The organism is Klebsiella sp. Q11 (assembly GCF_964241505.1).
Lineage (GTDB): Bacteria > Pseudomonadota > Gammaproteobacteria > Enterobacterales > Enterobacteriaceae > Klebsiella > Klebsiella michiganensis.
The window spans coordinates 68,901-88,525 of sequence record NZ_CAXSXW010000001.1; the positions used below are offsets into that span (position 1 = coordinate 68,901).

At 53.8% G+C, this 19,625-nt stretch carries 17 protein-coding genes and 1 pseudogene; 13 read left to right on the top strand and 5 right to left on the bottom strand.

Features of this window, described 5'->3' with window-relative positions; all coding sequences use genetic code 11:
• Window positions 1–18: 18 nt before the first annotated feature.
• Window positions 19–2,163, top strand: coding sequence for a TonB-dependent siderophore receptor (locus tag ACESQ2_RS00280; protein WP_049069473.1), 2,145 nt, complete (start codon window positions 19–21; stop codon window positions 2,161–2,163).
• A gap of 36 nt (window positions 2,164–2,199) precedes the next feature.
• On the opposite strand, the gene ACESQ2_RS00285 is transcribed toward ACESQ2_RS00280, so the two are convergent.
• Both ACESQ2_RS00285 and ACESQ2_RS00290 read right to left on the bottom strand, forming a co-directional pair.
• Window positions 2,200–2,541 (bottom strand): RamA family antibiotic efflux transcriptional regulator, encoded by a 342-nt coding sequence (locus ACESQ2_RS00285; RefSeq protein ID WP_004848570.1) that lies wholly within the window; start codon window positions 2,539–2,541, stop codon window positions 2,200–2,202.
• A 32-nt stretch (window positions 2,542–2,573) separates the two neighbouring features.
• The gene (locus ACESQ2_RS00290) at window positions 2,574–3,674 is read right to left on the bottom strand and encodes an MBL fold metallo-hydrolase (protein WP_049069471.1); all 1,101 of its coding nucleotides are present in this window, start codon (window positions 3,672–3,674) and stop codon (window positions 2,574–2,576) included.
• A gap of 190 nt (window positions 3,675–3,864) precedes the next feature.
• On the opposite strand from ACESQ2_RS00290, the gene ACESQ2_RS00295 reads away from it, so the two are divergent.
• The 3 genes from ACESQ2_RS00295 (at window position 3,865) to nfsB (ending at window position 5,586) form a co-directional block, all read left to right on the top strand.
• On the top strand, window positions 3,865–4,446 hold the full coding sequence (locus ACESQ2_RS00295) for a TetR/AcrR family transcriptional regulator (protein ID WP_004848568.1): 582 nt from the start codon (window positions 3,865–3,867) through the stop codon (window positions 4,444–4,446).
• Window positions 4,446–4,814, top strand: coding sequence for an MmcQ/YjbR family DNA-binding protein (locus tag ACESQ2_RS00300; protein ID WP_014228308.1), 369 nt, complete (start codon window positions 4,446–4,448; stop codon window positions 4,812–4,814). Before ACESQ2_RS00295 ends, ACESQ2_RS00300 begins: the two co-directional genes overlap by 1 nt.
• A 118-nt stretch (window positions 4,815–4,932) precedes the next feature.
• A complete protein-coding gene (gene nfsB, locus ACESQ2_RS00305) occupies window positions 4,933–5,586 on the top strand; it encodes an oxygen-insensitive NAD(P)H nitroreductase (protein WP_046876899.1) in 654 nt (217 codons plus the stop codon).
• 260 nt (window positions 5,587–5,846) lie between these two features.
• Here the strand turns inward: nfsB and ACESQ2_RS00310 are convergent, their stop codons facing one another.
• Complete coding sequence (locus tag ACESQ2_RS00310; RefSeq protein ID WP_049069470.1) at window positions 5,847–6,713, bottom strand: helix-turn-helix transcriptional regulator; 867 nt, start codon at window positions 6,711–6,713, stop codon at window positions 5,847–5,849.
• 109 nt (window positions 6,714–6,822) lie between these two features.
• Between ACESQ2_RS00310 and ACESQ2_RS00315 the strand changes: the two genes are divergently transcribed.
• Window positions 6,823–8,250 (top strand): MFS transporter, encoded by a 1,428-nt coding sequence (locus ACESQ2_RS00315; RefSeq protein WP_373170085.1) that lies wholly within the window; start codon window positions 6,823–6,825, stop codon window positions 8,248–8,250.
• A gap of 77 nt (window positions 8,251–8,327) precedes the next feature.
• Window positions 8,328–9,572, top strand: coding sequence for a mechanosensitive ion channel family protein (locus ACESQ2_RS00320; protein ID WP_014837733.1), 1,245 nt, complete (start codon window positions 8,328–8,330; stop codon window positions 9,570–9,572).
• A gap of 5 nt (window positions 9,573–9,577) precedes the next feature.
• On the opposite strand, the gene ACESQ2_RS00325 is transcribed toward ACESQ2_RS00320, so the two are convergent.
• Complete coding sequence (locus ACESQ2_RS00325) at window positions 9,578–10,558, bottom strand: LacI family DNA-binding transcriptional regulator (protein ID WP_014228283.1); 981 nt, start codon at window positions 10,556–10,558, stop codon at window positions 9,578–9,580.
• Window positions 10,559–10,769: 211 nt separating this feature from the next.
• Between ACESQ2_RS00325 and ACESQ2_RS00330 the strand changes: the two genes are divergently transcribed.
• From ACESQ2_RS00330 to ACESQ2_RS00360, 7 genes are all read left to right on the top strand, one after another.
• Window positions 10,770–11,168: an NUDIX domain-containing protein gene (locus ACESQ2_RS00330; RefSeq protein WP_049069481.1), complete on the top strand. Its 399-nt coding sequence runs from the start codon at window positions 10,770–10,772 to the stop codon at window positions 11,166–11,168.
• Between the two features lie 675 nt (window positions 11,169–11,843).
• Window positions 11,844–12,461 carry a LuxR C-terminal-related transcriptional regulator gene (locus ACESQ2_RS00335; RefSeq protein ID WP_025107081.1) on the top strand — a complete coding sequence of 206 codons (618 nt, stop codon included), beginning with the start codon at window positions 11,844–11,846 and terminating at the stop codon, window positions 12,459–12,461.
• Window positions 12,462–12,531: 70 nt separating this feature from the next.
• Complete coding sequence (locus ACESQ2_RS00340; protein ID WP_004111140.1) at window positions 12,532–13,110, top strand: common pilus major fimbrillin subunit EcpA; 579 nt, start codon at window positions 12,532–12,534, stop codon at window positions 13,108–13,110.
• A gap of 64 nt (window positions 13,111–13,174) precedes the next feature.
• Window positions 13,175–13,852 (top strand): hypothetical protein, encoded by a 678-nt coding sequence (locus ACESQ2_RS00345; RefSeq protein ID WP_025107082.1) that lies wholly within the window; start codon window positions 13,175–13,177, stop codon window positions 13,850–13,852.
• 8 nt (window positions 13,853–13,860) lie between these two features.
• On the top strand, window positions 13,861–16,398 hold the full coding sequence (locus tag ACESQ2_RS00350) for a TcfC E-set like domain-containing protein (protein ID WP_049069464.1): 2,538 nt from the start codon (window positions 13,861–13,863) through the stop codon (window positions 16,396–16,398).
• On the top strand, window positions 16,388–18,022 hold the full coding sequence (locus ACESQ2_RS00355) for a hypothetical protein (protein ID WP_064405474.1): 1,635 nt from the start codon (window positions 16,388–16,390) through the stop codon (window positions 18,020–18,022). The genes ACESQ2_RS00350 and ACESQ2_RS00355 overlap by 11 nt, the downstream gene beginning before the upstream one ends.
• Window positions 18,019–18,702, top strand: coding sequence for a fimbria/pilus periplasmic chaperone (locus ACESQ2_RS00360; protein ID WP_025107085.1), 684 nt, complete (start codon window positions 18,019–18,021; stop codon window positions 18,700–18,702). Before ACESQ2_RS00355 ends, ACESQ2_RS00360 begins: the two co-directional genes overlap by 4 nt.
• On the opposite strand, the pseudogene ACESQ2_RS00365 reads toward ACESQ2_RS00360, so the two are convergent.
• Window positions 18,703–19,406 (bottom strand): annotated as a pseudogene (locus ACESQ2_RS00365) (helix-turn-helix transcriptional regulator).
• Window positions 19,407–19,625 lie beyond the last annotated feature (219 nt).

Genomic DNA, 19,625 nt, shown 5'->3' on the forward strand with positions numbered 1-19,625 from the left:
CAAGGATAAAAAATAAACATGTTTAAATATAATAAGATAACAGCTTTCTGGGCCGCGGGCGTGGCGGCATCTCTGTTTGGCGGGCCGGCGCTGGCAGCGGAGGAAACGATCGTCGTCACCGCCGGCAGCGGCGAGGATCCTACAGCGCCGCTGAAGGGAATAGTGGCGACAAAAACCCTGTCGGCAACAAAGACCGCTGCGGAGATCGTCAAAACGCCGCAGTCGGTATCGGTGGTCACCCGCGATCAAATGCGGGCGCTGGACGTCACCTCGGTTTCCCAGGCGCTGCGCTATAGCGCGGGCGTTTTTACCGAATACCGAGGTTCATCTAACCGCAACGACGAAGTATTCGTGCGCGGCTTCAGCTACGTGCCCAAATTCCTCGATGGCCTGAGCTACGGTGCCACCGCCTCGTCACAAACCGGCACTTTCGACCCGTGGCTGCTGGAACGCGTCGAGCTGGTGCGCGGCCCGGCCTCGGTGCTGTTTGGTCAGGTCAACCCCGGCGGGCTGATTAGCATGACCAGCAAACGCCCGACCAGCCAGCCGATTCATGAGGTACAGTTCCGTACCGGCAATAACCACCTCGCCGAAGGGGCTTTCGACGTTGGCGGCCCGCTGAGCGATGACGGCCACCTGCTCTATCGCCTGAGCGGGATCGCCCGCACCCAGAATAACCAGATCGATGACTATAAAGAGACGCGGATGGCTATCGCCCCTGCCCTCACCTGGTATCCTGGTGACGCCACGCGCTTTACCCTGTTAACCAGCTATCAGAAAGACCCGGACGCCGGCTATCGTAACTTCCTGCCGCGTTACGGTACCGTGGAAAGCGTCGACGGCAGCTATATTCCTCGCGATTTTAACGTCAGCGATCCCAGCTACAACCAGTCGTGGCGTGAACAAACGATGATTGGCTATGAATTTGAGCACCAGCTCAACGATACCTTTACTCTGCGCCAGAACGCCCGCTACGCCACCATCAAACAGAAGTATCGCTACCTGGTTTATTCCACCAGCGCCGCCAACAGCTCGGTACTCTCCCGCCGCGCCCAGCATGAACAGCGTCAGACCGATGAGTTTGGCATCGATAACCAGCTTGAAGCGCAGTTCGCCAGCGGTCAGGTGGCGCATACGGTGATTGGCGGTGTGGATTACAAAACCAGTAAGGATAAGCAGTACCTTGGTCGGGCCGGCGGCTCTCAGTACGATATCGACTGGCGCAGCCCGACCTACGGGGTTAGCGTCGATGAAAGCGCCTTCAGTCCCGCCACTAATGAACAGCAAAATCTCGACCAGGCTGGGGTGTATGTTCAGGATCAGCTGAGCTGGCGAAACTGGGAACTGTTAGTTTCCGGGCGCTACGACTGGGCAGAGGTACGCACCACCGATTTTAACGACGCCAGCAGCACCCAGCAGAATGATAATAAGCTCACCTGGCGCACCGGCCTGCTGTACGCCTTTGATTCCGGTCTTTCCCCCTATATCAGCTACAGCACCTCCTTCGAACCTAACCTGCAAACCAACCGCGCGCCGGGTGTCGGACCATTCGATCCCAGCGAAGGCAAACAGGTAGAGGTGGGTCTGAAATACCAGCCTGACCCAAACGCGTTAATGACCCTCGCGCTGTACGATCTGACGCAGAGCAACGTCGCGACGTACAACAGCGCGGCCGGGTGGTTTGAAAACAGCGGTAAAGTGCGCTCGAAAGGCGTTGAAGCCGAAGCGCACGCGACGGTCTTCGATAACCTCAATCTGATCGCGTCTTACACCTATACCGACGCGGAAACCGTCAATACCACCGTCGTCGGTACCGAAGGGAAAACGCCGGCACGCATTCCGACCCATATGGCTTCGGCGTTCACCAGCTATACCCTGCCGGACGGCGCGTTAAAAAGCCTGACCGCGGGCGTTGGCGTACGCTATATCGGCACCAGCTACGGCGATGCGAAAAACACGTTTAAGGTACCGGCAGTGGATCTGTACGACGCCATGGTCAGCTATGAGTTAGGCGAGCTGAATTCGAGCCTGAAAGGGGCGAAAGTGCAGTTCAACGTCAACAACCTCGCCAATACCAAATACGTGGCCTCCTGCGCCAGCGATAGCGCCTGCTTCTACGGCATTGGTCGGACGGTGACGGCGACGGTCAACTACGCCTGGTAAAAAAGCGTCCGCCGGTCTTCCCCCGGCGGACGCTTTTCAGTGCGCGCGGCTGTGATTTTCTTTACGGTAGGCACCCGGCGGCTGATTAAACGTGCGGGTGAAGATGCGGGTAAAGGTTTGCTGCGAGTCAAAACCGTATTTCAGGCAAATATCGTAGACCCGCTGATCGGTATCGCGCAGATCGCGGGCCGCCAGCAGCAGCTTACGCTCGCGGATATAGCGCCCCAGACTCTCCCCTTTGTACTGTAAAAACAGTCGTTGCAAATGCCACTTCGAATAACCGGCGTGGCGCGCAATATCGTCAATACGTAGCGGCTGATGCAAATTATCATCAATCCACTCGACGATAGTATCAATGACCTGAGCGGAAATAGTCATATGTCCTCTCTCCTCCTGAACCACTCTCATCGTTAGCGCCACCAGGCGTTAAATGATTGCGTTTTATCGGCGACCCAAACCGGCTCACCCAACATTGGCGTCAGCAGTCGCCACGGTCGCCCTGTGCTGGCCTCCGCCAGCCTTTTGTACGGATCGTCCCATGTGTGTTTTGCCAGCACGAAGCGCCCGGCGTGACCCGGAAGCACCGCGCGTGCATGAACATCGTCAGCGGCTTGCGCCGTCTCTTCCGGCATCATGTGGATGTACTTCCAGTCCTGGTCATACTGACCGTTTTCCATGATCGCCAAATCCACTTCGCCAAACTGTTCGCCGATGGCTTTAAAGTGCGGGCCGTAGCCGCTGTCGCCGCTGTAGTAAATTTTCTGCTGCGGGGTAACGAACATAAAGCTGGCCCACAGGGTCTGGTTGCGCTTGAGGCCGCGGCCGGAAAAGTGGCGCGCGGGCAGGACGTGTACCGTCAGCTCATCGCTCACCTGTACCGACTGATTCCAGTCAGCCTCGCTGATTATCGCGCTCTCCATTCCCCAGTAGCGTAGGTGCGACCCCACGCCCAGCGGCGTCACCACGCGCTTGACCTTCGGCATCAGAGCTTTAATGGTGGCGTAATCAAGGTGGTCGTAATGATCGTGCGAGATAATCAGCAGGTCGATATCCGGCATGCCCTCAGCGTGCCACGGGTAATCCCCGGCAAAGGCCTTATTAATAAACGAGAACGGTGCGGCATAGTTGCTAAATACGGGATCGATCAGGATGCGTTTGCCCGCCAGCTGCAGATACCAGGAGGAGTGACCGAGCCAGACCATCACGTCCTGCCCTGACGGCAAGCCCGCCAGATCGGTGTTCACCAGCGGTAGCGGCTGGGCCGGTCTGGCATTTTCACGTTTGGCGACCAGAAACTCCCACCATGCGGCCAGCATATTTTTTTGCCCGGTAAAGCCAGGCGTCGGAAGCTGATTGTGAAACTGACCGTCGTGATAGTGCGGCGACTGCTCCACCAGGCTGAGCTGCGCGCCCTGCGGCGCCTGACCAAATCCGGCATTTAACACAAACGGCAAAATTGTTGCTGACGCTAATAACATGATGGCGACCACGCTGAAAGTGACACGGTTCATATCCTGACCTGGCGAAATCCCCCTTCCTGGAGGTTTTTGTTATAAGGCTTGATTATGAGTGAGTAAGCACTCATTATTAGGAAGAAGCTGAAAGTCGTCAAGACGATTTTCAAATTTTGACAGACAGCGTTGCAGCGCCCATGCCGGGCGTGCTTAGATCGTGGTTTTATTATGAGTGAGGTAAAGTGTAGTGGCTCGTCCTAAGAGTGAAGATAAAAAGCAAGCGTTACTGGAGGCCGCAACCGCCGCCTTTGCCCAATCGGGAATCGCCGCCTCAACCTCCGCCATCGCCCGCAGCGCCGGGGTTGCCGAGGGTACGCTGTTTCGCTACTTTGCCACCAAGGACGATTTGCTCAACGAGCTTTATCTGACCATAAAAGCAGACCTGGTTCAGACAATGATCGCGGGTCTCAACCCGAACGAGACCCGGCCAAAAGAGAACACGCGCAATATCTGGAATAGCTATATCGGCTGGGGCGTACGTAACCCCATGGAGCATAAAGCGATTCGCCGGATGGCGCTGAGCGAACGGATCACCGACGAAACCCGCAACCGCGTCCAGGAGATGTTTCCCGAGCTCAATGAACTGTGCCAGCGCTCAATCAAACCCGTTTTTCAATCCGACGAGTACCGTACCTTCGGCGATGCGTTGTTTCTTTCGCTGGCCGAAACCACCATTGAATACGCCAGCCACGAGCCGGAGCGCGCCGTCCGTTTTGTCGAGCTGGGCTTTGAAGCCATGTGGCAGGCCCTTGCCGAGGACAATAGCTGATGGATCACCGCTCGCTGCATGACAACGCGCATCGTATCGCGCTGGAGCTCCCCTTTACCGAGCACTGCTGGCCGTTTGGCCCGGAGTACGATGTGTTTAAAGTCGGCGGGAAGATTTTTATGCTCACCGCGACGGTACGCGGCCGCGCGCTGGTCAACCTGAAGTGCGATCCGCAAAAATCGCTGCTTCATCAGGCGATTTATCGCAGCATCGAGCCCGGCTATCACATGAACAAAAAGCACTGGATCACCGTAGTTCCCGGCGAGGACATCAGCGTGGATCTGCTGGCGGAGCTGATCGATGATTCGTGGAATCTGATCGTCGATAAACTCAGCAAAAAAGAGCAGCAGCGCCTACGTCCGGGGTGATTTTCAGCGCTGCGCGATAAGTGTTATCGCATTTTTGCCCCTTATCATTTGCCCGCCATCGCTGTACTCTTCCTTCACGAAACGCACCCGCAAGGGGTTGTAAACAGTGAGGAAGAGTATGGATATCGTATCGGTTGCCTTAAAGCGCTACTCCACCAAGGCATTTGACGCCACCAAAAAGCTAACTGCCGAGCAGGCGGAAAACCTGAAAACGCTGCTGCAGTACAGCCCGTCAAGCACCAACTCCCAGCCGTGGCACTTTATCGTTGCCAGCAGCGATGAAGGCAAAGCGCGCGTTGCCAAAGCGGCGAGCGGCACCTACGTGTTTAACGAACGTAAAATTCTCGATGCCTCCCACGTGGTGGTGTTCTGCGCCAAAACTGCGATGGATGACGCCTGGCTTGAGCGCGTGGTGAACCAGGAAGAGGCCGATGGCCGCTTCGCAAACGCCGACGCCAAAGCCGCGAACCATAAAGGCCGCACCTTCTTTGCCGATATGCACCGCAAAGATCTGCATGACGACGACCAGTGGATGGCGAAGCAGGTGTATCTGAACGTCGGCAACTTCCTGCTGGGCGTGGCGGCAATGGGCCTGGACGCCGTGCCGATTGAAGGCGTCGATTTCGCGATTCTCGATGCCGAATTCGACCTGAAAGCCCAGGGCTACACCAGCCTGGTGGTGGTGCCGGTCGGCCATCATAGCGTCGAAGACTTCAACGCGACGCTGCCGAAATCACGCCTGCCGCAGGCGACGACCATTACCGAGATTTAATTCTCTGCTTTTCTTTTACGTCAGGATGATCCCCGGATTGCGGCCGTCGCCTTATCCGGGCTACAAAATTACACACTGTGGGAACCCGTAGCCCGGGTAAGGCGCGTCAAGCGCCGCCCCCGGGGATAGCCCGCAGTATTTTGCAGCCAGGATACCTCCACGTGCCAGATGCGCTCCGCATAGCGGCCAATGACCGCCAGGCGTTGAGCGTACGCTGAATAATGCGCTGCTCTTTTCGGGTCACGTTCATAAGCATTCCGTTAGTGTGTGTGCAGCCACGCCAGCGCCCGCTCGCCCGTTTCATCCATCGGCAAATAGACCAGCAGGCGCGAACCGTTGCGCGGGGCCGAGTACCAGTACATCTGCTGCAGGCTGAAGCGTCCGAGCTGCGGATGGTTAAAGTGTTTCACCTGATTCTCCACCCCGCGCACCTCATAGCGCTGATGCCAGAGCGCCTCGAACTCCGCCGACGCGGCGAAAAAGCGCGCCAGCTTATTCTCCCACAGCGGATCGCCGCGGTGCTCCGCCATCGCCGCGCGGAAATAGGAGACAAACGTAGCCAGCACGTCGCGATTCTCGATGCGGCTGCGCCAGGTTTCATTGGTCAGATACAGATAAATGCAGTTGCGATCCTCTTCCGGAATGGTGGCGAAATCGATGCCCATCAGGCGGCAGAAGCTGTCGTTCCACGCCACAATATCAAAGCTCGGCTTCTGAATACTGGCGGGCTGCGGCATCAGGCTATCAAGCATCCGCCGGGTGCCCGGGCTGATGCCTTCGCATACCGTGACCTGCGCGGCTTCCGGCGGCGTCAGTCCGGCCAGGACAAACAGATGTCGGGTCTCCAGCGGGCTGCACTGCAGCGCGTTCGCCACCGACACCAGCACGGCCTCGGACGGATTCACTTCCCGCCCCTGCTCCAGCCAGGTGTACCAGGTGATGCCGACCTCCGCCAGCATCGCCACCTCTTCCCGCCGCAGGCCCGGCGTGCGTCGTCGGCCAACGCGCGGCAACCCCAGGCGCTGCGGATCGAGGCTCTCACGCCGGGCGCGCAGAAACGCCCCCAGCTGTTTACGGCCGTCATCGGGCGCGGCGATCGTCGATTCACGTTGCGGCATGGTCGTCATAAAACCTCCAGCATGGTAGTGCTAATACCAGTATAAGCAGGAACTGGTACCCGTTTAATTTATCGGTGATGCTACGGCCATCCGCTGAATGACGCAATGGAGAGATCCGATGAATTCGTCTGCTGTTTCACCCGGCCGCGCCGGTTTATTCCTTCTGTTGACCGGCCAGATGCTGCCGCTGATCGACACCTCGATCGCCAACGTCGCGCTGGACTCCATCACCCAGTCGCTGAACGCCAGCGCCACCCAGCTGGAACTGATCGTCGCGCTGTACGGCGTCGCCTTTGCCGTTTGCCTGGCGATGGGCAGCAAGCTTGGCGATAACTATGGCCGCCGCCGTCTGTTTATGTGGGGCGTGGCGATTTTTGGCGTCGCCTCCCTGCTGTGCGGGATGGCGAACTCCATCAGCACGCTGCTGGCGGCGCGCGCGGTCCAGGGCGCCGGCGCGGCCCTGATCGTGCCGCAGATTCTCACTACGCTGCATATCACCCTCAAAGGCACCGCCCACGCCCGGGCCATCAGCCTCTACGGCGGCATTGGCGGCATCGCCTTTATCGTCGGTCAGATGGGCGGCGGCTGGCTGGTCTCGGCGGATATCGCCGGTTTAGGCTGGCGAAATGCCTTCTTTATTAACGTGCCGATCTGCCTGCTGGTGCTGGCCTTCAGCCCGCGATACGTCCCGGAGACCCGGCGCGAAGCGCATTCGCGCATCGACTGGCAGGGCACCTTCAGCCTTGCGCTAATCCTCTGCTGCCTGCTGTTTCCGATGGCGCTGGGGCCGGAGCTGCACTGGCCGTGGACGCTGCAGCTGATGTTAGCTGCGGTGCTGCCGCTGCTGGTCTGGATGCGGGCGAGCGCGCTGAGCAAACAGCAGCGCGGCGAGCAGCCGCTGTTGCCGCCCCGCCTGCTGAAGCTCACCAGCATTCGCTTTGGCATGGCCATCGCCCTGCTCTTTTTCAGCGCCTGGTCCGGGTTTATGTTCTGCATGGCGCTGACCATGCAGGCCGGTCTGGGGATGGCGCCGTGGCAGTCCGGCAACAGCTTTATCGCGCTCGGCGTGGCCTACTTCATCTCCGCGCTGTACGCGCCGAAGCTGATTGCCCGCTACAGCATGGGGCGCATTTTGCTGACCGGCCTGTCGGTGCAGATTGTCGGCCTGCTGCTGCTGAGCGCGACCTTTTATCGCCTTGGTATCCACACCACCACCCTGGCGCTGGTCCCCTCCACGGCGCTTATCGGCTACGGGCAGGCGCTGATCGTCAACAGCTTTTACCGTATCGGGATGCGCGATATCAGCGCCTGCGACGCCGGGGCCGGGAGCGCGATTCTCAGCACTCTGCAACAGGCGACGCTGGGTCTGGGCCCGGCAATTCTCGGGTCGCTATTCTTAACCCTTGCCCAGCGCAGCGGCGGCGACTATCCGCGGGCGCTGATCGATTTCCTGGCGGTGGAAGTGGTGATGATGCTGCTACTGGGCGCCATCGCGCTGTGGCTACGCCATCACCTTAACGTCCGTCCGGCGGTAGCGACCCCATAATTCACAACGGCGTAACCTGCGATTTGCATAATAGACATCCAGCGGTCATCATAACCGCTGGATGTAAAGGAGACGTTATGCAGGAATTCATATCGCAAATCGCCGCATTAGGCATCAAAATTACCCCCACCACCTCACTCATTATTATCTTCGGCATTATTTTTCTGACGGCGATTGTCGTTCATCTTATTCTGCACAAAGTGGTGCTGCGCACCTTCGAAAAGCGGGCGAAGGCCAGTAGCCACCTGTGGCTGCAAATTATTACCCAGAACAAACTGTTTCATCGTCTGGCCTTCACCCTGCAGGGGATTATCGTCAACGTGCAGGCGGTGTTGTGGCTGCAAAAAGGCAGCGAGGCCGCGGAAATACTCACCACCTGCGCGCAGCTGTGGGTGATGATCTACGCGATGCTGTCCTTCTTTTCGCTGCTGGACGTGGTGTTCAATTTATCGCAGAAATTCGCCACCGCTTCTCAGCTGCCGCTTAAAGGGATATTTCAGGGTATTAAGCTGGTCTGCGCGATTATTGTCGGCATTCTGGTTATCTCCTTACTGATTGGCCAGTCGCCGGCGATTCTGATTAGCGGACTCGGCGCGATGGCCGCGGTACTGATGCTGGTATTCAAAGATCCTATTCTTGGCCTGGTGGCGGGAATTCAGCTCTCCGCCAACGATATGCTCAAGCTCGGCGACTGGCTGGAGATGCCCAAATATGGCGCCGACGGCGCGGTGATTGACATCGGCCTGACCACGGTGAAGGTGCGCAACTGGGATAACACCATCACCACCATTCCAACCTGGTCGCTGGTTTCCGACTCGTTTAAAAACTGGAGCGGTATGTCGGCATCCGGCGGTCGCCGCATTAAGCGCAGCCTGAATATCGATACCACCAGCATTCATTTTCTTGATGAACAGGAGCAGCAGCGCTTAATTCAGGCCAGGCTGCTGAAGCCGTATATGGATTCACGTCATCAGGAAATCAGCCTGTGGAACCAGCAGAACGCCGCCGATCAATCGATATTGAATCAGCGCAGGATGACCAATATCGGTACCTTCCGCGCCTATTTGCAGGAGTATTTGCGTAATCATCCGCGCATCCGCAAAGATATGACGCTGATGGTGCGCCAGCTGGCGCCGGACGCCAGCGGCCTGCCGATTGAGATTTACTGCTTCACCAACACCGTGGTGTGGGCGGAATATGAAAGCATTCAGGCGGATATATTCGATCACGTCTATGCCGTGGTTGACGAATTCGGCCTGCGGATCCATCAGTCCCCTACCGGTAACGACATTCGTTCGCTGGCGGGCGCGGTGTCTCAGTAATATCCTCAGGCACTGGCGCGGGAAATGACGCGCCAGTCCATCATCACCCGCTCGACCGCGGCGTCGGGATTGTCGATTCTTTTCATCAGCAGCGTGACCGCCGTACGGCCAATCTCGCGCGAAGGCTGTTCCACGGTGGTCAGCTGCGGCGATACCACTTCAGCCAGTTCGGTGCCATCAAAACCGACCACCGCAATATCTTCCGGCACCCGCATTCCGGCCTGAGCGATAGCCCGCAGCGCGCCCGCCGCCAGCGAATCAGAGACGGCAAACACCGCGTCCGGCTGCTCTTCCTGCGCCAGCAGCGTCTCCATCGCCTGTTTACCGGCCGCGGCGCTCAGATCGCTGGCGTAGATCACCTGTTGATACGCCAGTTCGCGAACGTGCAGAACGCTTTTATAGCCGCGCTCGCGCAGGCGCGAGTAGCGATAGCTGAGATCGTGGTTGATTAAAGCAATGCGTTTACGCCCGCCGTCAACCAGCCGGGAAACGGCGCCCTGCGCCGCGTCGACGTCGTTGATGCCGACGCAGGAGATGCTGCCGTTATCGGCATATTCCGCGCACTGCACCCAGGGCGCGTCGCCGATCATGGTGGTGAGTTCCGGCAGGCTGGAGAGCGCGTTCATGGTGATGATACCGTCGACCATTTTGCCGGAGAGCAGCTGCAGCCCCGAGGTTGAACGGGCTAAATCCGAACCTGAATTACACAGCAGGATCCGGTAGCCGTTCTTTTCCGCCTCTTCTTCAATGCCCTTGACCACCTCGGCGCAAAAGGGGTTGGCGATATTAGAGACCATCACCAGAATCATATTGCTGCGGGCCGTTCGCAGCTGGCGGGCCAGCAAATTCGGCTGGTAGTTACTCTCTTTGATCGCCTGCAGCACACGTTCGCGATTCTTCGCTTTAACGGTATCGCTGTTATTCAATACCCGCGATACCGTCGCCACCGAGACGCCCGCCAGGCGAGCGATTTTCTGAATTGACATAGAGGCTGCACTTCCCGCATAGACGTTATATTTCGCAGGCTATCATAAATGAGCCCCGCCTGCGCCGTCAGCAGGTTTTGCGATAATCGACGGGATTGATTAGCACGCTAAGGTCGCTATCATGATAGCGCCGGCGTTGTTTCGCGAGAGATGAAACGTACGCCGGCCGTTGAACATCATCGGCATATAACTGGGGTATCTCTTGAACACAATAAAAAATATTCATATCGCGGCGGCAGTGATCGCCGACGGCCAAGGACGCTGTCTTTTAGTACGCAAACGAGGGACTGAGTATTTTATGCAGCCCGGTGGAAAACCTGAAATCGGGGAAGCCCCGGAAGCGGCGCTGATCCGCGAGCTCGAAGAGGAGCTCAACTTCATCGTCTCACCTGAAGAACTGGTCCCGTTAGGCCGCTTCACCGATACGGCGGCAAACGAGCCGGGCCATACGGTCTCGGCGGATATCTTTCAGATAGCCACCAACAAAGCGAGCTTTACACCGACTGCAGAAATAGAAGAAGTTATCTGGTATACGCCGGGCCAGGATCGGCATATTAAGCTTGCTCCTCTTACCGAGAATCACCTGCTTCCTCTGCTGAAAGGGGCGTAAGCGCCCGGGGCGCATCGAAAGTATTGGCTCATTTGTCTGCACATTCACGCTGCCATCGTCCCGGTGGCGCTACGGCGGCCTGCAGGCAGAGCCCGTTCAGGCTGCAGCGCCCCGTCTCTCCGAGAAGCATTTGTCCGCTTCTTCCGGTTAAGATTTAGCACATCCTTCTGATTCGCTCCTTTTCAAGCGCCGACGCGTTTTAGTTCTTAAAAACACCCTGTTTTGTACGCCAGATCATATTTCGCCAGACAGTCCTTTCCCCCATAATCCAAAATATCGCAACTTTCCCTTACAAAAAACAGGTGATTACAGAATAAACACCACAAAATAAAACAAAACAAGAACACAAAATTAACAAATGGCGATGAGATAGCATTTTTTTTGACTTATTGTGCTGTTTTTTTTTAACCAATTCTCCCCCATTCAGCGAGAAAATTCCTGGTCACCATGGATAATTCTTAAAGGGCTATCGACATAAAATCCTGCTCCTTAAGATTTTTCTTATTCAGAATAGTAGGTTAGTATCAATCCAGTCAATTTCAGCCCTTAAGAATTTACACATTTTTCATCTATATAACTCTCCAGAAATTAAAGTTGTCACATTTATTAACTAGCCATAATATAGCCACATCATTGAACGATAGGGTAATACAATATAGGGAAATAAATCGACATATGGCTCCGCAGAAATATGAGAAGGTATACTGCATAAGCTGTCAGTATCAATGCGAAATCTATCCACGACCTACGATAAAATCGATTAACTGCATTGAAACCCGCTATTGCGTATGGCCCGATAAAAACATCTATTTAAAAAATGGTGTGCATTGTTTTTTAATTAACAAGCACTACAACTTCTCTAATTCTGGATTTATTTTTGTTGATTTTTCTCGCTACAACATCAGATTATTCACCAATGATAAATGGATTGAATATTTGATCAAAACAGGGTTGCGGATAGTGTTGATTGCCGACAGGTTAGCGCAGCCGCTGGCGCTGTTCTGGAAACACCGCTGTCAGCAGATAGTTTCGATTATCAACACCAGCGATACCCGAGACGAGATTGAAAAGAAAATACAGCTTTCGTTTCTCGGTCAAAGAGATGGTCGAGGTTACCGCCAAAAACTCAGCGACCAGGAAGTGCTGGTTCTCGATCTTTTACTCGCAGAAAAGTCGGTTAAGCAAATAGCCAACGAATTGCAGATGGCAGAAAAAAGGATCTACGCAATCAAGCTCAGCTTGCAGAATAAGATGGGAGGCAGAGGGAAGTTAAACATTATTCTATCTGGATAAAGTCATTATCAGTATTTGTAGCAATAACTCCATAAATGGAACTAACTTAATTATTCTCAGGAAATTTAAAATGAAAAAAATCGTATTAGCGGGTGTTGTGGCTGCGGCTCTTATCTCTTCCAACGCAATGGCTGACGTGACCACTTCCGCCACTGCAAGCTGGGATGCAAGCGCAACTAAAGACACCACCAGCGCGCTGGTTGTCACTCCGCTGAAATCCCTGAACTTCCAGTACGCTGAAGGGATTGAAGCGTTTAACGCCCAGAAAGGCGCTTTTGATATCACCATCCAGGGCCAGTCTGGCGCGACCGACTTCACGCTGACCTCTCAGATCGTCAGCAACACCCTGAGCCGTACCACTGATGCCTCTACTCTGGCCGTCGGTGTGAGCTGGAACGGCAACGCGCTGAACAAAACCACCCCGGTAACGATGATTGATACCGCCAACAACATCTCCGCGGGTCTGGATGCGCTGGCTGTCGCTACCGCCTTCGCAGGCGCCGATCGCGTCAGCACTCAGGGTTCCTTCGATTTCACTGTCGACTCCGCGACTTCTGACGGCAGCACCGCAGCTGAGTTCAAAGATTTAACCGACGGTTACTGGAGCGGCGACGTTCGCGTTCAGTTCAACGCGGTCTGGACTATCTAATCAGGTGTAGCCAACACCTGTCCGGTATGACAAGGAGGCTTCGGCCTCCTTATAAGGATGCGCCATGAAACTGAATCCATTATTACTCTCTCTCTTCTTATTCACCGTGACGCCCTCCTCCCATGCAATTAATGTCGGAGACGTCACCTCAATAATGGGGCCGGATGCCTCGACTCTGGCAAAAGAAATCATTAATACCACCGATACGGCGCGTTACGTTAGCGTCAGCGTGGAGCGTATTTCATCGCCTATGGCCGGCGGCACGGTTATCCCGATGGCGAGCAGATCGGAATTATTATCAACGCCAGCCAGCCTGATATTACCCGGAAATGCCAAAGAGAACTTTCGTTTTTTTTACAAAGGACCTCAGGACAACCAGGAACGTTATTACCGCATATCCTGGACCGATGAGCCGGTGACCGAGTTCGAAGCCAGTAAAAAGAAAAAACAGGGTGAGGCAACGACCTCTGCCATTATTGGTACCATTCTGGTGGTCGCGCCGCGTGAAGAAAGATTTGACTATCGTCGCGATAATGACACGGTGACCAATACCGGCAACGCTTCATTCCGCGTTATCTCCTATGGGCCCTGTCGTGATAAAGCGAAGGATGAGGGTCAAGGCTGCCGTGAACGCTATTATGTCATGCCTGGTGTCAGCGTAAAAATAAAGCATACCGATCTCACCAACAAAAAAACGCGAATTGGAATATGGCACGGTGAGCAATATATAAATGTAAACTGAGTAACATTATGGATAATCTTGGTTATGTCAAAGGGACGTTGTTCGCTGGGTTATTGCTTACGGTAAACCAGGGTTGGGCAGCTAATGCTACAGCGCCAGTTAAAGTCAGTAACTATATTATTCCTTCGGTATTTGCTAACGCGTTATATCAGGGCATGTCGGTCCCTGTTTTTATTCGTTATGAAGGCGATAATAGTACCCAACGCAGCCAGCAAAAAATCGCTGATGCCATCCTTACCATCAAGGATAATGAGTTTCGCCTGAATCAGATCACCCTCAGCGATCTCCCTGAGCGAACTGAATTATCGCCACAAATAAAATCGCTGATTAACGAGATGCAGGACAAAAGCATCGGCGACGGTCAGCGCGTTTATATCAACAAAGACGCCTCGCTATCACTCGATACGCGTTCATTTTATCTTGAATTAACGGTTAACCGGGAGGCCATGCAGGCCGCTATTTTGCCGCGTACCAACGTACTTGGAGAATCCACTGCGCAGGACCTCTCCAGCGTACTGAATTACTCCATGGGAAGCTATTACAACAAATATGAGAATACCGATAGCGCAAGTAGCTACCTGACGCTGGACAATACCTGGTCGCTGCGCGAGCACCATCTGAACTTCAACGGTTCCCTGTACGGTATTGGTACCAGCAACCAGCAGAGCAAACTGTATCGCTCGATGTACGAACGTGACTATCAGGGGCGCCGCCTGGCGATGGGGATGGTGGATACCTGGAATCTGCAATCGATCGCCAGCATGAGCGCCCTGAACTCCAGCCGCATTTACGGCATTAGCTATGGCAATAAAAGCAGTTCACAAACGCAAGACAACACGCTTGCTCTGGTGCCCGTAACGGTGTTCCTGCCGGCCGCCGGTGAAGTGCACGTTTACCGTGACGGTAAACTACTCAGCATTCAAAACTTCTCCATGGGCAGCTACGAACTGGATACGTCGCGCCTGCCGTTTGGCATCTACAACGTTGACATACAGGTGGTCGTTAACGGGCGCGTGGTCAGCAGTCGGACGGCGAACATCAATAAAACGTTCGCCCGAAAATCGAGCGTCACCGGCGATCTCTCATGGCAAACCTTCGCGGGCAGCCTCGAATACAACAAGATGGACTATCGCCACAACTACAACATCAATTATGGCACACGGAATACGTGGATTGCCGGGGTCGCCGCTGCAACCAGCCAACCCTGGCTTTCCGGCGTGAATCTGAAAACCACGCTCTACGGTTTTGACAATAACGGCGTCAATGAAACGGAAGCGAACGTTATTTTCAACAACTCGTTCAGCTTTAACCAGCAGGGTCTGCTCGCTACCGACGGCAGCTGGCAGAGTACCTCCACCTTCAATATGAGTTTACCGGATGGGTACGGCAGCCTGTGGGGGTCGCGCCAGTATGGTTCTATCGGTAACGCGCTGCCCATGCAGCAGAACGACTACTTTACAGTAGGCGCTAACGCTAACCTGCGCAAAATAGCGCCGTTCCTCGGTACGCTGAGCGTCAGCCGAACCAATAATAAATATACCGGAAGCACCTATACCAACGTCGATTACGATCAATCGCTGTTAGCCAATCGCTATGCGACGATTTCTCTGCGCGCCGGTATTCAGAATTATCAGTACAACAACCACGAAAATCTGCGCGATAAGTACGTCAATATTGATATCTCTATCCCCTTCTCTACCTGGCTTAGCACCGGAGTGTCCAGCCAGAACGGTAATATGCTGGCTAACGCCACGCTGCGAAAGAGCTTCGACAACAGCGCCATTACCCAGGTGGGGGCATCGGTTTCGAAACAAATTAAACAGAATAAAAATGACGATAGCAGCTATCGCGCCGACGATTACGCAACCAATGGTTACGTCAGCTATGACACCAAATATAACGCCGGCACCGTCTCCGTCAGCCGCTCATCGCAGCACAGCTCAAACTACAGCCTGAGCTCACAGGGCAGCGTGGCCTGGACGCAAAAAAATATCTATGCCGGAAAAGGTACCCAAACCGCAGGCCTGGTGGTCAACACCAATTTCAGCGGCAAGGGCCGGATGATGGCGCAGATCAACGGTCAAAGCTATCCCCTCACCGGCAAAAGCAACTTCATCAGCCTTCCGCCTTACGCGGAATATAAGGTGGAGTTGATGAACGACAAAAACTCAGAAGACAGCGTCGACATCGTGACCGACCGCCGCAGCAAAGTCGTGCTCTATCCGGGCAACGTCAGCGTGATTAATCCGGAAGTCAAACAGCTGGTCACCGTATTTGGCCGGGTGAAAGACCGTCGCGGCGGTTACTACGCCAACGCCGATATTCATAACCACATTGGTAAAACCCGAACCGACGAACTCGGTGAGTTCGCCATGGACGTCGATAAGCGTTATCCAGTGATTACCCTGGTCGATAAATTCGGCGGCATTTGCGAAGTGGATCTGGATCTGAATGAAGCGAAAGGCGCCGTGTGGGTCGGGGAGATTCCTTGTGAGATCCAACAACAAACGGCATCAGTGACTGGAGATGTTAAGAATGTCTATTAAACCCCAGAGCATCATGCTGCTGGCCGGCTGGCTGCTGGCTGCGCCGGCTATGGCGCTCACCCCCAGCAACAGCGGAAGCGGCAGCAACTCCTATATGTTTATCGACAATGATGTCGATGACGAATATTTCATCACCACCAGCTCCCTCGACCCGCGCTTCACTGGAGCCAACGTCTGGACAAAATATCCGACTAACCAGCGTAGCCTGGGGTATATAACCTACGTAGGCTGGGCTTACGCCAACCGCTACTTCGACCTGTGGATCGAGAATTCGCCCATTAACCAGCCGTTTCTCGGGATCCGCTGCATGTCTACGGGCGCAAACTGCCCGGCGTCTGGCTATATTTCTCCCGATGTCATCGATAAAGACGGCTACTATCACGCGATGTCCGGCAACACCGTAGCAAACGGTTATTACGGCGCCGGCGCGCTGAGCCAGTCGGCCTATGAGTATTTTCGCGATCGGCCGGTGGGGACCATCGATTCTTTGCAGCTTAATCTTTGCTACATGAATACCAATACCGATTATGACTTTGCCTCCGGCGTTCGCTGTAAAGATCTCCCCAGCGGGGGAACATGGCGCTACTACACGTTCAACCTCGAAAAGGTCTCGCATCTGAAGTTAAACAGTACCGGTGCTATGGCAGAAGTGTGGATTGCCAGCGACGGTACGCCAAGCGTTAACCTCGGCTCTGATTTATGCCAGATGGGCGTGGTAGGGAGCGGTTTGACGAGCGCTTCGGGAATCATCTGTAAAATGGTGTCTTACAATTTACAGGAGACCAAAGTACTCACCTCCAGCCTTGATATCCGGATGCTCATTGATACGGCAATGTTGGGATTCTCTCCTTCCGCATCGGAAGTAAGGTTCAGCGGTGATGGGGCAACCTGGTACAACTACAGTAGCACTACCGTCGACTATAACCAGGTTTTCACACCGTCAGGTAACTACGTCTACGTGTTCCTGTCCAACGCCTTTTTCCAAAAAGTCCTCAAGGCGGGAACGGATTTAACCAACAAGGATTCTCTGTTTACCTTCTATTTTGATAACGCCGTCACCACACAATCGGGTTATTATCAGTTCACGCCATCAACATTAATTAACCTCATCCCGCGGGAATACGGCATCAGCATTGTCGCCAGCGACGGGCATTCGCATCCACAAGCATCCGGCAAGATCGGTAGCGAAGAGCCCATCACCTTTGAGTATAAAGTCACCACCTCCGCATCGCGTCAGGCCGATAGCATCACCGCCCAGGTAATCGGCGACTCCATCAACATGTATGGTCTGCCGTACTGCCTGTTTACCTCAGCGGACGAGACGCTAAAAGTGCCCGTCCCGGCCTACCTCGAATGGACGTCAGCTACCGGTAAAGCGGTAAAAGTCCGCAACAGCTGCGGTGAAGATCCTGTCGATATGACCAATGCAGCCTGGGTTCAGACGGCCTGGAACGCCAACGTTAACGATGGTTTCTTTTTTACCACCACGCTGAAACTGCTGTTTCCGATGGATGACCCGCATTCACAGTTCACCACCAATGGCCATGACTGGATGGGTGTCGTCAACGCTACCGGAGATGTGAAAGTGACCGCCACCTGGATTGGCGTCGATCGGGGGGTATGATGAAAAAAATCCTTGTCATCGGATTATGCGGGCTGTGGATGCCGCCCGCGTCTGCGGTGTACTTTGACTCTATTATCTATGATATGGATGCCAGTAAAGATTTTATCTCCCGGCCAATAGTCAATGATACAAAAAACAACAATTTGTATACCATATCGGCTTATAAAATCTCCCGACCGGGCAGCGGAGATGAAAGACCCGTTCCAGGCCAGGATAAAGATCTGGTCTGGTCGCCGCTGAAGTTCACGGTACAGGCCAATGGCCAGGAATATTTTAAACTCTATTATCGCGGGCCTAAAGATGCCGTTGAGAGATATTATCGGGTAATTTTTAAGGAAACCCCGGTTACGATTTTCCCCTGGCGTCAGGATCAGAAACAAATGGATGTCGTTCCCTCAGTGTCTATGAGCACCATTCTCATCGTGCGCCCGCGTAAAACGCAGTTCAAGTATGAGATAAACGAAGAAACAGGCACTATTAAAAATACCGGTAACACCTTTTTTAGAGTTGTTATCCAGAAAGGATGCAATGGTGATGATGAAAGTTCGACGCAATTTTACATGCTGCCAGGGGAAAGCTGGAAAGATCCTAAGGCTCAATACGGTAATAAAAAATTTATTGTCGCACTGGGTAAATACCATCGCTTAGGAAGCAGCTGCTTTACCGATGCCTCTGACTAATCACTGCCGATCCAGAGCGGGTATGTTATGCCTGAAGCGCAGCTCGCGCAGGCGATTGAGTCCGCCGAACTTCTTGCATAAAGAGTATTGAAAGCGGTAGACGCTGCGGGTATCGCGCGCCATGATGCGGGCGATATCCTGACTGGAATGCCCGTCCGCCAGCAGGCGCAGCGTCTTCATTTCATGCTCCGTCAGCGACGGTGTGCGCCGGCAGCGAAGATTTCGCCCCAGCATGATGCGTTTTATTTTCTTGATTAAGCTGCTTAAGCTATCGTTGACTTCCACCACCGACCATAATAATCCGGAGCGCAGCATCCAAAAATTAGCCATGGGCAGCATGCTCTTATCCGCGAGTAAAATAACTTTCAGCCCGGTCTCCTGCAGTTTTTCAGCCCACTCCTCATGCAGAAAATACAAAATATTGTCGAGGGAGAAATCCACTACCACCATTCCTTCAGGCAGAAAACAGGTAATTTCACGAAAAACCAAATCATTAACCGCTCGCTTAAAAAAATAGTTTTTATCTGGCCATACAGAAAACTTCCTCTCTCCGCAAAGGGATCGCTCCATTTTATCTTCCGCTTCAATAAGGCAGTTTAAACCACACGCCATACATTTAATCTCATGGTTACCTGCCGGCATTACGCTTACCTCTTGAGTGGCTAAAAATATTTTCAAAAAGATACATATGGAATATCAAACATACTATAAACAAAAATTATTGCCGCTATTATATTTACTATAACCATAGAAAACAAAAGACTAATTTATAATTCCAGACCTTCGGAAAAATAACGTTAACACCTTTCATTAAATATTTTAATAGAACCATCATATAATTTAACTATATCATATATAGCAAAACATCGCTGCCTGATTCCCTTACTCGAAGCGAGCATATAATTTTGTGACTTAATTTATCA

Excerpts from the sequence above, each read along its gene's own strand:
- ACESQ2_RS00280 (WP_049069473.1), top strand. The coding sequence starts at position 19 with ATGTTTAAATATAATAAGATAACAGCTTTCTGGGCCGCGGGCGTGGCG.
- ACESQ2_RS00285 (WP_004848570.1), bottom strand. The coding sequence starts at position 2,541 with ATGACTATTTCCGCTCAGGTCATTGATACTATCGTCGAGTGGATTGAT.
- ACESQ2_RS00290 (WP_049069471.1), bottom strand. The coding sequence starts at position 3,674 with ATGAACCGTGTCACTTTCAGCGTGGTCGCCATCATGTTATTAGCGTCA.
- ACESQ2_RS00300 (WP_014228308.1), top strand. The coding sequence starts at position 4,446 with ATGGATCACCGCTCGCTGCATGACAACGCGCATCGTATCGCGCTGGAG.
- nfsB (WP_046876899.1), top strand. The coding sequence starts at position 4,933 with ATGGATATCGTATCGGTTGCCTTAAAGCGCTACTCCACCAAGGCATTT.
- ACESQ2_RS00310 (WP_049069470.1), bottom strand. The coding sequence starts at position 6,713 with ATGACGACCATGCCGCAACGTGAATCGACGATCGCCGCGCCCGATGAC.
- ACESQ2_RS00315 (WP_373170085.1), top strand. The coding sequence starts at position 6,823 with ATGAATTCGTCTGCTGTTTCACCCGGCCGCGCCGGTTTATTCCTTCTG.
- ACESQ2_RS00320 (WP_014837733.1), top strand. The coding sequence starts at position 8,328 with ATGCAGGAATTCATATCGCAAATCGCCGCATTAGGCATCAAAATTACC.
- ACESQ2_RS00325 (WP_014228283.1), bottom strand. The coding sequence starts at position 10,558 with ATGTCAATTCAGAAAATCGCTCGCCTGGCGGGCGTCTCGGTGGCGACG.
- ACESQ2_RS00335 (WP_025107081.1), top strand. The coding sequence starts at position 11,844 with ATGGCTCCGCAGAAATATGAGAAGGTATACTGCATAAGCTGTCAGTAT.
- ACESQ2_RS00340 (WP_004111140.1), top strand. The coding sequence starts at position 12,532 with ATGAAAAAAATCGTATTAGCGGGTGTTGTGGCTGCGGCTCTTATCTCT.
- ACESQ2_RS00345 (WP_025107082.1), top strand. The coding sequence starts at position 13,175 with ATGAAACTGAATCCATTATTACTCTCTCTCTTCTTATTCACCGTGACG.
- ACESQ2_RS00350 (WP_049069464.1), top strand. The coding sequence starts at position 13,861 with ATGGATAATCTTGGTTATGTCAAAGGGACGTTGTTCGCTGGGTTATTG.
- ACESQ2_RS00355 (WP_064405474.1), top strand. The coding sequence starts at position 16,388 with ATGTCTATTAAACCCCAGAGCATCATGCTGCTGGCCGGCTGGCTGCTG.
- ACESQ2_RS00360 (WP_025107085.1), top strand. The coding sequence starts at position 18,019 with ATGATGAAAAAAATCCTTGTCATCGGATTATGCGGGCTGTGGATGCCG.